General features: G+C 67.6%; 10 protein-coding genes. All 10 read right to left on the bottom strand.

The features are described 5' to 3' along the window. Positions 1-272: 272 nt before the first annotated feature. The 10 genes from ACN20X_RS19875 to gcvP all read right to left on the bottom strand — a co-directional run bounded on the left by ACN20X_RS19875 (position 273) and on the right by gcvP (position 13,364). Complete coding sequence (locus ACN20X_RS19875) at positions 273-1,049, bottom strand: SDR family NAD(P)-dependent oxidoreductase (protein WP_277849847.1); 777 nt, start codon at positions 1,047-1,049, stop codon at positions 273-275. Further along, on the bottom strand, positions 1,046-1,966 hold the full coding sequence (gene pdxK / locus ACN20X_RS19870) for a pyridoxine/pyridoxal/pyridoxamine kinase (RefSeq protein WP_252651965.1): 921 nt from the start codon (positions 1,964-1,966) through the stop codon (positions 1,046-1,048). Before pdxK ends, ACN20X_RS19875 begins: the two co-directional genes overlap by 4 nt. A gap of 167 nt (positions 1,967-2,133) precedes the next feature. Beyond that, the gene (locus tag ACN20X_RS19865; protein ID WP_026062223.1) at positions 2,134-2,835 is read right to left on the bottom strand and encodes an ABC transporter ATP-binding protein; all 702 of its coding nucleotides are present in this window, start codon (positions 2,833-2,835) and stop codon (positions 2,134-2,136) included. Between the two features lie 8 nt (positions 2,836-2,843). Continuing rightward, positions 2,844-3,611 carry a high-affinity branched-chain amino acid ABC transporter ATP-binding protein LivG gene (gene livG / locus ACN20X_RS19860; RefSeq protein ID WP_016446336.1) on the bottom strand — a complete coding sequence of 256 codons (768 nt, stop codon included), beginning with the start codon at positions 3,609-3,611 and terminating at the stop codon, positions 2,844-2,846. Between the two features lie 52 nt (positions 3,612-3,663). Then, a complete protein-coding gene (locus tag ACN20X_RS19855) occupies positions 3,664-4,902 on the bottom strand; it encodes a high-affinity branched-chain amino acid ABC transporter permease LivM (RefSeq protein ID WP_016451503.1) in 1,239 nt (412 codons plus the stop codon). Further along, positions 4,902-5,828, bottom strand: coding sequence for a high-affinity branched-chain amino acid ABC transporter permease LivH (gene livH / locus ACN20X_RS19850; protein ID WP_016446334.1), 927 nt, complete (start codon positions 5,826-5,828; stop codon positions 4,902-4,904). Before livH ends, ACN20X_RS19855 begins: the two co-directional genes overlap by 1 nt. Before the next feature lie 100 nt (positions 5,829-5,928). Continuing rightward, on the bottom strand, positions 5,929-7,050 hold the full coding sequence (locus ACN20X_RS19845; protein ID WP_016446333.1) for a branched-chain amino acid ABC transporter substrate-binding protein: 1,122 nt from the start codon (positions 7,048-7,050) through the stop codon (positions 5,929-5,931). A 340-nt stretch (positions 7,051-7,390) separates the two neighbouring features. Then, positions 7,391-8,092 (bottom strand): RluA family pseudouridine synthase, encoded by a 702-nt coding sequence (locus ACN20X_RS19840; RefSeq protein WP_310043998.1) that lies wholly within the window; start codon positions 8,090-8,092, stop codon positions 7,391-7,393. Next, positions 8,089-10,317, bottom strand: a complete 2,229-nt coding sequence (locus ACN20X_RS19835) for a PAS domain-containing hybrid sensor histidine kinase/response regulator (RefSeq protein WP_017404836.1) — start codon at positions 10,315-10,317, stop codon at positions 8,089-8,091. Before ACN20X_RS19835 ends, ACN20X_RS19840 begins: the two co-directional genes overlap by 4 nt. Positions 10,318-10,472: 155 nt before the next feature. Then, positions 10,473-13,364 (bottom strand): aminomethyl-transferring glycine dehydrogenase, encoded by a 2,892-nt coding sequence (gcvP, locus tag ACN20X_RS19830; protein ID WP_473209782.1) that lies wholly within the window; start codon positions 13,362-13,364, stop codon positions 10,473-10,475. Position 13,365: the final 1 nt, after the last annotated feature.

The following is a 13,365-nucleotide window of genomic DNA, read 5'->3' as shown; positions in this document are numbered from 1 at the left end:
AGTGCCCCATTCTTGCCAGCCGCAATAAATGCCACTGTAGGAGGATTGGAAAAGCGGGACTGGCAAACGCAGACGAAAAACGTCATCCTTTGCCAGATGACGTTTTTGAAGGCAATGCGCGGCCTGGATATGGGAAATGATTCCTGCAACCGGTAAAACTTGCGGAATATTTTCCAGGGCGAATGGCTGGATTGTTTCCGGCAGCACGGCGATATGTTTCTGTCTGCTGCCGGGATTTTCATTGCTGCATCGGGCCTGCCAGACCCGTACGTTCAGGGCTGGCGCACGTCGGCCACGACCTGCTCGCCAAAATCCGCGCGCTGCAGCCAGCCCAGCACCAGGGTGGCGGCCTGCTCGGGCGTGGACAGCTTGCCGCCCTCCTTGAGCTGGGCGAAGTTGCCTGCGTCGGGAAAGGCTGTGGCATCGGCGCTGCGCAGCTGCACCTGCATGTCGGTGTCGATGACGCCGGGCGCCAGCGAGCAGATGCGCGCGCCGTGGGGCTTGAGCGCCTCGTCCAGCGCCACGCTGCGGCTGAAATGGTCCATGCCGGCCTTGGCCGCGCAGTAGGAGGCCTGCGAGGCAATGGCGCGCCGCCCCAGGCCGGAAGAGATGTTGAGCACCTTGCGCGGCACGGCCGTCCAGCCTTCGGTGGCGGCCAGGAAGGCGGCCGTCAGCAGCATGGGCGCCTCCAGTCCCACGCGCATGGCCTGGGCGATGTCGGCGGGCCGCAGCTGCGACAGCGGCGCGATCTGCGGAATCACGCCCGCGTTGTTGATCAGGGTGACGCTGGCGTAGCGCGTGGCGTCCAGCCCGGCGAGCCATTCGCCCAGCCTGCGGGCCGCTGCCTCGGGCTCGCCCAGGTCCACGCTCCACTGCTGCAGCGGGGCGCCTGCCGTGGCGGCGGCCCGGTTCAGGTCTTCGCTGGTGGAGCGCGACAGCGTGACCAGCTCATGGCCGGCATCGAGCAGTTGCCGGGCCATGGCCAGGCCCATGCCGCGCGAAGCGCCCGTGAGAATCGTCAGGGAAAGGAGAGGCGATGCATTGTTCATGCGGGCGATGGTATCGCTTGTGCCCGTGCTGCCGGTGCTGCCTGCGCGGTCATTGCCCGGGCGGCGACGGGGTCCGAGGGCAGCAGCAGCTCGGCGCTGCGCGCCTGCCGCGTATGCTCCAGCGCCTGCACGATGCGTTCGCAGGCGCGCTCGGCCGCATCGCGCAGGCTGGCGCCCTGCAGCCAGTGGCCGGTGAGCGCGGCGCTGAACAAGTCGCCCGTTCCCTTGGGCACCGCATCCACGCGCGCGTGGGTGACCACATGCACGTCCTCGCGCGTGACCAGCGCCACGCGCATGCGCAGTGCATGCTCGCCGCCCAGCTCGGGCGCCGCGCTGGTCACGGCCACCCACTGCGTGCGGCCGGTCAGCAGGCTGCGCGCGGCCTGGACCACATCGTCCATGCCGTGCACAGGGCGCGCGGTCAGCCGTTCCAGCTCGAAATGGTTGGGTGTCAGCCCGTCGGCCAGGGGCAGCAGGTGGCGCTGGTAGGCCTCGACCATGGCGGGGTCCACATAGATGCCGCTGTCGTGGTCGCCGATCACCGGGTCCACCACCACGCGCAGGCCGGGGCGCTGCTGCAGCAGGCCCGCCACCCAGTCCGCCAGCAGCCCGGCCTGTTCCGGCCCGCCCAGGTAGCCGGCCAGCACGGCCTGCAGTTGCCTGAGCGCGCCGCGCGCGCCCAGGTCCTGCAGATAGCCCGCAAACCACTCGGCGGCAATTGCTCCGCCGTGGATGCTGGGATAGTGCGGCGTATTGCTGAACACCACCGTGGGCACGGCTGCCGCCGCCAGTCCCAGGGCCTGCAGCGTGGGCATGGCCACGTTGTTGCCAACGCGGCCGTAGACGACCTGGGACTGCACGGACACCACGTCGATGGCCAGGGGGTGCAGCATGTCATGGGGGGCGGGGGCGTTCATGGGCGTGGGGGAGCAATGAGAGGCAGGGACGTGTTTTATAACGCCTGCGCCCAGGCCGCAGACCCCACAATCGGCCGCGCAGGACCAGACCACTGTGCGATCTGCGCGTGAAAAGAAAAAAGCCCGCCAAAGGGCGGGCCCGTGGAGCGACAGGCGCCTGTGCGTTGTCAGGCGCCCAGGTAGGCGCGGCGCACGGCGTCGTTGGTCAGCAGGTTGGCGCCGGTGTCCTCCAGCACCACCTTGCCGGTCTCCAGCACATAGCCGCGGTCGGCGATCTGCAGGGCGCGGTTGGCGTTCTGCTCGACCAGGAAGACCGTGACGCCAGCGGCGCGGATGGTCTGGATGATCTCGAAGATCTGCGCAATGATCAGCGGCGCCAGGCCCAGCGTGGGCTCGTCCAGCAGCAGCAGGCGGGGCTTGCTCATCAGCGCGCGGCCGATGGCCAGCATCTGCTGCTCGCCGCCCGACATGGTGCCGGCGCGCTGGTGGGCGCGCTCGCGCAGGCGCGGGAAGAGGCCGAACACATGTTCGATGCCGGCCTCGATCTGCGGCTTGTCCAGGAAGAATCCGCCCATCTTCAGGTTGTCGGTGACCGTGAGGTCCGAGAAGATGCGCCGCCCTTCTGGCGAGACCGCAATGCCCTTGCGCATGATGTGGTGCGAAGGAAGCTGGGTGATGTCCTCGCCCTCGAACGAGATGCGGCCCGAGCTGGCGCGCGGGTTGCCGCACACCGTCATCAGCAGCGAGGTCTTGCCGGCGCCGTTGGAGCCGATCAGCGAGACGATCTCGCCCTGGTTGACGTGCAGGCTGACGCTGTCGACCGCGCAGATGGCGCCGTAGTGGGTGGAGATGTTCTCCAGTTGCAGCATGGCAGGCATCAGGCTTCTCCCAGATAGGCCTTGATGACCCGTTCATCGTTGCGAATGGCATCCGGCAGGCCCATGGCGATGGGCTTGCCGTACTCCATGACCAGGATGCGCTCGGACACGCCCATGACCAGGCCCATGTCGTGCTCGATCAGCAGCACGGCAATGCCGTACTGGCGGCGCAGCTGGTCGATCAGGCCCTGCAGGTCCTTTTTCTCCTGCGGGTTCAGGCCGGCGGCGGGTTCGTCAAGCATGAGCACGCGCGGCTTGGTGATCATGCAGCGCGCGATCTCCAGGCGGCGCTGGTGGCCGTAGGCCAGGTTGCCGGCCTCGCGGTTGACGAACTCGCGCAGGCCCATCACGTCCAGCCAGTGCAGGGCGCTCTCGATCTTTTCCTCTTCGCTGCGGCGGTAGCCCGCCGTGTTGAACAGGCCCGACAGCAGGTTGACGCCGGAGCGGCGGTGTTGTGCCACCAGCAGGTTTTCCAGCACCGTCATGGACTTGAACAGGCGCACGTTCTGGAAGGTGCGCACCACGCCGTGGTTGGCCACGTGGTGGCTGCTGCGCCCCTCGATGGCGCTGCCGTCCAGCGCGATGGAGCCGCTGCTGGGCTGGTAGAAACCGCTGATGCAGTTGAACACCGTGGTCTTGCCGGCGCCGTTGGGGCCGATGATGGCAAACACTTCCTGCGGACGCACGTTGAAGCCCACGTGGTCCACGGCCAGCAGGCCGCCGAAGCGCATGCACAGGTCTTTGACTTCTAGCAAATACTCGCTCATTGCCGGCCCTTGCTGCTATCTGTTGTCCCAAAAATCATGGTGTCGGCATGCCTCATGAGCGCACCTCCACATGGCGACGGCGCATGGGCAGCAGGCCCTGCGGGCGCCAGACCATCATCAGCACCATCACCAGGCCGAAGATCAGCATGCGGTACTCGGAGAACTCGCGCGCCAGCTCGGGCAGCACCGTCAGCAAGATGGCCGCGATGATCACGCCCAGCTGCGAGCCCATGCCGCCCAGCACCACGATGGACAGGATCAGCGCCGACTCGATGAAAGTGAAGGACTCGGGGTTGACGATGCCTTGGCGCGCCGCGAAGAAGGCGCCGCCGAAGCCGGCGAACATGGCGCCCAGCGTGAAGGCCGACAGCTTGATCTTCATGGGGTTCAGGCCCAGCGAGCGGCAGGCGATCTCGTCCTCGCGCAGTGCCTCCCAGGCGCGGCCTATGGGCATGCGCACCAGGCGGTTGGAGATCCACAGCGTGACCACGGCCAGCAGCAGTGCCATCAGGTACAGGAAGATCACCATGTGCAGCGAGCTGAACTCCAGCCCCAGGAACTGGTGGAACGTCGTGCCGCCCTCGGTGGAGGGGGTGCGCGTCATCTCCAGGCCCAGCACTGTCGGCTTGGGGATGCTGGAGATGCCGTCCGGCCCGCCCGTGATGCTGGTCAGGTTGACCAGCAGCAGGCGGATGATCTCGCCAAAGCCCAGGGTCACGATGGCCAGGTAGTCACCGCGCAGCCGCAGCACCGGAAAACCCAGCACGAAGCCGAACATCGCGGCAGCGGCACCGGCCAGCGGCAGCGCTTCCCAGAAGGACCAGCCGGCCCAGTGGAAGAGCAGCGCATAGGTGTAGGCGCCCACGGCGTAGAAGCCCACGAAGCCCAGGTCCAGCAGGCCGGCAAAGCCCACGACGATGTTCAGGCCCAGGCCCAGCATCACGTAGATCATGGCCAGCGTGGCGATGTCCACCGCGTTGCGGCCCGCAAAGAAGGGCCAGGACACGGCGATCAGCAGGGCCGCCAGCATCAGGCCGTTGCGGTGGCTGGGGCGCGCCTGCGGCAGCGAGGGCAGCGAGACCTTGGGCATCTTCGCCGCGATCAGCGGGCGCAGCAGCTGCACCAGGAAGACCAGGGCGCAGGCCCAGGCCACCACCGTCCAGTCGGGGTTGATGATGGTGCGGGTGCCGGCGCGTTCCAGGTGCAGGCCGAAGATGGGCGTGACGACCACGGCCGTCATCACCGTGGCGATCAGGGCGTCGCGCAGGTTCAAAGTGGGTTTGGTTTTCATCAGACCTTCTCCACTTCAGGTTTGCCCAGCAGGCCCGTGGGGCGGAACAGCAGGATCAGCACCAGCAGGCCGAAGGCCACGATGTCCTTGTACTCGGACGAGATGTAGGCTGCCGCAAAGGTTTCGGCCACGCCCAGCAGCACGCCGCCAAGCATGGCGCCGGGGATGGAGCCGATGCCGCCCAGCACCGCGGCCGTGAAGGCCTTGATGCCGGCCAGAAAGCCGATGAACGGGTTGAGCTTGCCCACGGCCAGCGCGATCAGCACCCCGCCCACGGCCGCCAGCATGGCGCCCAGCACGAAGGTGAACGAGATCACGCGGTTGGTGTCGATGCCCAGCAGGCTGGCCATGTGCATGTCCTGGGCGCAGGCGCGCGAGGCGCGGCCCATGCGCGAGTGGCGGATGTACAGCGTCAGCAGCACCATGAGCACGATGGCCACCACGATGATCAGGATGCGCGAGTAAGGCACATAGATCTCGAAGCCGCCTTCGGCACCGAAGCGCAGCGCGCCCGGCAGCAGCGAGGGCACGGCCATGTCGCGCGCACCCTGGCCCAGGGCCACCCAGTTCTGCAGGAAGATGGACATGCCGATGGCCGAGATCAGGGCCACCAGGCGGGGACTGCGGCGCAGCGGCTTGTAGGCCACCTGCTCCACCACCAGGCCATAGACGCCGGTGACGAAGACCGAGACCACCAGCATCAGGCCGATGATGGCCCACACCGGCAGGCCGCTTTGCGTGCCTATGGCCGACAGCGTGACCAGGCCGATGTAGGCCCCGATCATGTAGATGTCGCCGTGGGCGAAGTTGATCATCCCGATGATGCCGTAGACCATCGTGTAGCCGATGGCGATCAGGGCATAGATGGCGCCCAGGGACAGTCCGTTGAACAGCTGCTGTATCAGCTGAGGTAAGAGTTCTGACATGGTGTAATGCCGCCCCAAAACAGGAAAAGGCCTAAAAGGCCAGGATGCAGACGACCGGGACACGCCGAATGCGTGCCCCGGTCAGTCAGACGGAGGGGGATTACTTGGCAGCGACCGACTTGCTGCCGTCCTTGTGCCATTCGAACACCTGGAAGTCGAAGGACTTCAGGTCGCCCTGCTTGTTCCAGCCCACCGAGCCCAGAACGGTCTCGAAGTTGGACTTGTGCAGGTGGTCAGCCACCTTGGCGGGGCTGTCGCCCACGGCCTTGATGCTGTCCAGCAGCACTTGCGTGGCGGCAAATGCGGTCAGCTGGAAGGCGCCCGAAGGATTGCGCTTCTTGTCCTTGAAGGCCTTGACCACGGCGGCGTTCTTGGGGTTGGCCGAGAAGTCTGCGGGCAGGGTCACCAGCATGCCTTCGACGGCGTTGCCGGCGATGGCGTTGACTTCGGGGTTGCCCACGCCTTCGGGGCCCATCATGCGGACCTTCAGGCCCTGCTCGGAAGCCTGGCGCAGCAGCAGGCCCATTTCGGGGTGGTAGCCGCCGTAGTAGATGAAGTCCACGCCGGCGCTCTTGAGCTTGGTGATGACGGCGGAGTAGTCGCTGTCGCCGGCGTTGATGCCTTCGAACAGGGCCACTTCCACGCCGGCCTTCTTCAGGTCGTCGCGCACGGAGGATGCAATGCCCTGGCCATACGACTGCTTGTCGTGCAGCACGGCAACCTTCTTGGGCTTGGCCTTTTCCAGGATGAACTTGGCGGCGGCCGGGCCCTGCTGGTCATCGCGGCCGATGGTGCGGAAGATGAAGTGGTAGTTCTTGCCGTCGGTCAGGGCGGGGGACGTCGCCGAGGGGGTCACCACGACCACGCCTTCGTTGTTGTAGATCGGGGCTGCGGCAATCGATGCGCCCGAGCAGACGGGGCCGATCACGTAGCCGATCTTGGCGTTGACCACGCGGTTGGCGGCCACGGGACCTTGCTTGGGTTCGCAGGCGTCATCGACGGACACCAGCTCGATCTTCTTGCCGTTGACGCCGCCGGCCGCATTGGCCATTTCCACGGCGGTGTTCACGCCTTCCTTGACCATGTCGCCGTACTGCGTCAGCGGGCCGGTGGTGGGAACCACCATGGCGATCTTGATTTGCGCATGCGCTGTGGAGAACAGGGCGGCGCCAGCCAAACCCAGGGCGGCGACGACGGTGTGCATGCGGAACGGAATGCTCATGAGTACTTCCTTCAACTTTGGGTAAAGCGTTCTGAAAAACGCGGTGGCTCCTGTAGGGGCTAGCCGCGCAAAGAAGCACAGGTTAATCGCCTGGTTACCAATGGCAACAGGGTATCCCGGGGCTGGCGCGGCAACAGGCTTTTCGCTAAGGCTCCCATCGCGGCCTGCGCCGTCGGGCGGGGGCTGTTTTGGCCGAAGAAAACGGCTGATGCCGACGATGCACCCTGACGGTGCTTCATGAAGTCAAGATGACCAACTGCAAGAAGGGGAAACACGTACGCTGAATGTTGCATTGCAGCAACGTACGCGGTGGCGATGATTTGCGTGTTCCTGCGATGGATCAGAACGGCGCGGCGGATTCGAAACGCAGCGTCTCGCCAGACAGGGGATGCGCCAGCTCCAGCAGCTGCGCATGCAGCAGCAGGCGCGGCGACAGCGCCTGCACGGCGGCATCGGCATAGAGCGCATCGCCCAGGATGGGATGGCCCAGCGCTGCCATGTGCACGCGCAGCTGGTGGGTGCGCCCCGTCACGGGCTGCAGCTGCACCCGCGTGGTGATTGCATCCCGGACTTCGGTAGCTTGCGCGCCTGGCAGGGCGCGCCACAGGGTCTGGCTGGGCTTGCCCTGCACGGCATCGATGATGCGCAGCGGGCGCCGCTCCCAGTCGGCGGCAATCGGCAGGTCGATGCTCTGCCATGCGCCGGCTTGCCGCGCGGCGGGGCTGCCTGCCACCACAGCCACATAGCGCTTGTGCACGCGGCGCTGCGCAAAGGCCTCGCTCAGCAGGCGCTGGCTGGCCAGGCTGCGCGCCATGATCACCAGGCCCGAGGTGGCCTGGTCCAGCCGGTGCACGACCAGCGCATCGGGCCAGCGCTGCAGGGCGCGGGCGCTCAGGCAGTCCTGCTTGTCTGGGCCGCGCCCGGGCACGCACAGCAGGCCGCTGGGCTTGTCCAGCACCAGCAGTTCGGCATCCTCGTGCAGGCAGATGACGCCTGCGCCGCCACCTGCACTGGTGCCGCCATCGCGTTGCTCAGGGGTCAAGCCGTTCCCCGCTCATTCAGCAGCCTGTGCACCGTGGCGCACAGCTCTTCCACGTCGTTGGGCTTGTGGACCAGGGCCCTGGCGCCTGCAGCCAATGCGGCCTGCTCGATCTCGGTGGTGATGTAGCCCGAGGCCAGCGCGATGGGCAGCTGCGGCTGGATGGACAGGGCCTCGTGCACCAGGTCGATGCCGCTGTAGCCGGGCATGTTGTAGTCGGTGACCAGCAGGTCGCAGTCCTGCGGCGCGGCGCGCAGCGCCTCGATGGCCTCGTGCGGATCGGTGAAGCCGCTGACCTGGTAGCCGCGCCGGCGCAGCAGGCGCTGCACCAGAAAGACCAGGGCCTGGTCATCGTCCACGTACATCACATGCTGCTGCGCGGCCTGCGGGTCGGGCAGCAGGGCGAACTGCGGGCCGGTCGGGGTTTCCGCGGCCGCCAGGGGCTCGGGTGCGCTGGGCAGCGCCTGGGCGGCGAGGGGCTCGGCCGGTGCAGAGTCGGCCGGCGTCAGGGGGTCGGCCGGAGGAAAGTACAGCGTGAAGCGGCTGCCCTGGCCGGGGATGCTGTACACGTCCACGGCGCCGCCGTGGTTGCGCATGACACCGTGCACCACGGGCAGGCCCAGGCCCGTTCCCTGGCCTACGGGCTTGGTGGTGAAGAAGGGCTCGAAGATGCGCTGCAGCGTGCGTGCGTCCATGCCGGGGCCGTTGTCCTGCACCGACAGCGCCACATAGCTCACGGGCGGCAGGCCCAGGCGCTCGCACAGGCGCTGGTCCGGGCGCACCAGGTCGGCATCCATCTGGATCAGGCCGCGCCGCTCGCCCAGGGCGTGCATGGCATTGGTGCACAGGTTGAACAGGGCCTGCTCCACCTGCATGGCGTCGGCCAGCATGGGCGGCATCTGCGGCGGCACGTGCACCTGCAGCTCCACGGCGGGCGGCAGGGTCACGCGCAGCAGCCGCGCCGTGTCGCCCATGACCTCGCGCGCCTGCACGGGCTTGCGCTGCGGCGGTTCATTGCGGCTGAACGTCAGGATCTGGCGCACCAGGTCGCGCGCGCGGCGGCCGGCCTTTTCGATCTCCTGCAGGCTTTCGATGGCTGCGGCATTGCCGCCGCAGTCGGCCTTGGCCAGCTCCACATTGCCCAGGATGGCGCCCACGATGTTGTTGAAGTCGTGGGCAATGCCGCCTGCCATGGTGCCCAGGGCCTGCATCTTGTGCGATTCGCGCAGCTGGTCTTCCAGCTCGTTGCGCTGGGCCTCGGCCTTCTTGCGGCTGGTGAGGTCGCGCGCGAACACGGTGGTGGTCTCGCCGCCGCTGTGGTGCTCGAAGGAGACGCTGACCTCAACCGGGATTTCGCGGCCGCTGGCCGTGCGTGCCGTCATCTCGCCCAGCACGGCCTGCGTGGTAAGTGGCGCAAAGGACAGGGCCTGGGCCGCATCGGGCAGGAAACGCTCCAGCGGACTGCCCAGCGCGTCGTGCGGCGGACACAGAAACAGGGCGGCAGCCGTGGGATTGAAGACGGTGATGCGCTGCTCGTGGTCCAGGCAGATGATGGCGTCCAGGGCCGAGTTGATGACCGATTCGAGCCGCCGCTCGCTCAGGAATAGCTGGTGGTTGCGCTGCTGCAGCGCCAGGCGCTCGGCCAGCAGCGGACCCTGGTCGACCACGGCGCACAGGTACTGCGCAATGGGCGGGCCGCTTTGCTGCGGAATGGCGATGCAGGCCACATGCAGGTCGGCGCGCAGCTGGTGCTGCTCGGTGATGTCGAAGCAGACCTCGTGGGCCTCGGTGCGGCCCAGCTCGCGTGCCGCAACGAAGGTCTCGCGCACGCGCTCGGCGTCGTCAGGGTGCACGAAGGGCGCGAAATTGACCAGCAGCCGGTCATGCTCGGTGGGCTGGAAGGCGCTGTGCGCCATGGCGTTGGCCTGCACCACCATGTCGTGCTCGTCCACCACCAGCAGGGGCAGGGGAATGCTGGCAAACAGGGCTTCGAAGCGCTCGGAGGCGCTTTCGGCCACGGCCTGGCTGTAGTCCAGCACGCGGTTCTGGATCTCCAGCTCGCGCTGGTAGTTGCGCAGCTCGGCGACCAGGGCCTGCAGCGGATCGTCTTCGGGCTGGAAGGAGGGGAAACGTTCGACGGGGGGCAGGTCGGCGCCGGGCGCCAGCAAGGCATGCAGGGGCAGGTGCTCGTCGTCGCGAGGCTGGTCGGAAGGGTCTTGGCTGCTCATCGCGTGCTGGCGCTGGGGAAAGCGGCATCTGCCGCACAAATCCTGGTCGCCCGCGCCTGGCGTCCGGCAGATGGACCGGGGCCCGGCGCGGGCAGGGCCGCAGTGTACGCGCGCCGGGCGGGGCGCCACAAGCGCCCCTTTGGGTGGCAGGTGCTTCAGCTCAGGTAAGCGTCGACCGGGATGCAGCTGCAGTAGAGGTTGCGGTCGCCGTAGACGTTGTCCACCCGGCCCACGGGGCACCAGTACTTGGACTGGCGCAGGGCAGCCACGGGGTAGGCGGCGGCCTCGCGGCTGTACGGGTGGGTCCATTCCGAAGCCAGCAGGGTCTCGGCCGTGTGCGGCGCGTTCTTGAGCGGGTTGTCGTCCTGGGGCAGGCGGCCCTGCTCGATGGCGCGGATTTCCTCGCGGATGGCGATCATGGCGTCCACGAAGCGGTCCAGCTCGTACAGGCTTTCGCTTTCGGTGGGCTCCACCATCAGCGTGTTTGGCACGGGGAAGGACAGCGTGGGCGCATGGAAGCCGTAGTCGATCAGGCGCTTGGCCACGTCCTCGGCCATGACGCCCGTGCTTTCCTTGAACGGGCGCAGGTCCAGGATGCACTCGTGCGCCACATGGCCGTGCTCGCCCGCGTACAGCGTGGGGTAGTGGTCGCGCAGGCGCGCGCTGATGTAGTTGGCGCTGAGGATGGCGGTCTCGGTGGCCAGGGTCAGGCCCTGGGCACCCATCATGCGGATGTACATCCAGCTGATGGGCAGCACGGCCGCATTGCCCAGCGGCGCGGCGCTGATGGCACCCGTGCCGCCCGCAAGGCCTGCCGTGGCATGGCCGGGCAGGAAGGGGACGAGGTCCTCGACCACGCAGACGGGGCCCACGCCCGGGCCGCCGCCGCCGTGCGGGATGCAGAAGGTCTTGTGCAGGTTCAGGTGGCTGACATCGCCGCCGAAGCTGCCCGGCGCGGCCAGGCCCACCAGGGCGTTCATGTTGGCGCCGTCCACGTAGACGCGGCCGCCGTGGTCATGCACCAGCTTGCACAGCTCCTTGACCTGGGTCTCGAACACGCCGTGCGTGCTGGGGTAGGTGATCATGATGCAGGCCAGGTTGGCACTGTGCTGCTCGCACTTGGCCGCCAGGTCCGCCATGTCGACGTTGCCGTTGGCATCGCAGGCGGTGACCACCACCTGCATGCCCACCATCTGCGCGCTGGCGGGGTTGGTGCCGTGGGCGCTGCTGGGAATCAGGCAGACGTTGCGGTGCGACTGGCCCCGGCTCGCATGCCAGCCCTTGATGGCCAGCAGGCCCGCGTACTCGCCCTGGCTGCCGGCATTGGGCTGCAGGCTGATGCCGGCGTAGCCCGTGGCCTGGCACAGCCAGTCGCGCAACTGCTTGTCCAGTTCCGCATAGCCCTGCTGCTGGTCGGCCGGGGCAAAGGGGTGCACCTGGGCGAACTCGGGCCAGGTGATGGGAATCATCTCGCTGGTGGCGTTGAGCTTCATGGTGCAGGAGCCCAGCGGGATCATGCTGCGGTCCAGCGCCAGGTCCTTGTCCGACAACTGGCGGATGTAGCGCAGCATGGCGGTCTCGGAGCGGTGGGTGTTGAACACCGGGTGCGTGAGGAAGGCGCTGCTGCGGCGCAGTCCGTCGGGAATCAGCGGCTCCACGCCCTTTTCGAAGGCGGTGAAGCTGGGCAGGGCCTGGCCGTCCCGGGCGAAGATCTTCCACAGCAGCTCGACATCGGCGCGCGTGGTGGTCTCGTCCAGCGAGATGCACAGGTATTCCTTGAAATACACGCGCAGGTTGGCGCCCAGGGACACGGCACGCTCCACGATGGCCTGGGTGGCCGCGCCTGTGTGCAGGCTCAGCGTGTCGAAGCTGGGCGCCTCGCGCAGCGGCGCGCCCAGCTCGGCCAGGCCGCGCGCCAGGATGGCCGTGTACGAGGCCACGCGGCGGGCGATGCGCTCCAGGCCCTCGGGGCCGTGGTAGACGGCGTACATGCTGGCCACCACGGCGGGCAGCACCTGGGCCGTGCAAATGTTGGAGGTGGCCTTTTCGCGGCGGATGTGCTGCTCGCGCGTCTGCAGTGCCAGGCGGTAGGCGGGCTTGCCGTGCACGTCCACGCTCACACCGACCAGGCGGCCGGGCAGGGAGCGCTTGAACTCGTCGCGGCAGGCCATGAAGGCGGCGTGCGGGCCGCCGGCGCCCATGGGCATGCCAAAGCGCTGGGTGGTGCCCACCACGATGTCGGCACCCCATTCGCCGGGCGGCGTGATCAGGGTCAGCGCCAGCAGGTCGGTGGCCACGATGAAGGCGGCCTGCTTGCCATGGGCCTTGTCCACGTCGGCGCGCAGATCGTCGATGCGGCCGCTGGTGGCAGGGTACTGGGCCAGCACGGCGAAGTAGTCGCCCTCCATCAGCTGGTTCCATTCCTCCAGCGAGTTGGCCAGCAGCACCTCGATGCCCAGCGGCGCGGCGCGCGTCTGTATCACCTCGATGGTCTGGGGGTGGGCATCGCCGGCCACCACGAAACGGTTGCTCTTGCTTTTGACGGAGCGCTTGGCCAGCGTCATGGCCTCGGCGGCCGCCGTGGCCTCGTCCAGCATGGAGGCGTTGGCAATCGGCATGGCCGTCAGGTCGCAGACCATGGTCTGGAAGTTGACCAGGGCCTCCATGCGGCCTTGCGAGATCTCGGCCTGGTAGGGCGTGTAGGCCGTGTACCAGGCGGGGTTCTCCAGAATGTTGCGCAGGATGACGCCGGGCGTGTGCGTGCCGTAGTAGCCCTGGCCGATGAAGCTTTTGAGCAGCTGGTTGCGGCCTGCCAGCGCCTTGAGTTCGGCCAGCGCCTGGGCCTCGGTGGACGCTGGCGGCAGCGCCATGGGCTGGTGGCGCCGGATGGAGGGCGGGACGATGGCGTCGATCAGCGCATCGCGCGATGCCGCGCCGATGGCGCTGAGCATGTGGGCCTCGTCTTCGGGCGCGATGCCGATATGGCGGGCCACGAATTCGGTGGCGTTCTCGAGGGCGGCAAGGGGCTGGGTGGAGGACATCAGCATG

The sequence above is a fragment of the Delftia sp. PX-1 genome (assembly GCF_055797465.1).
This window is presented reverse-complemented; position numbering and strand designations above follow the sequence as displayed.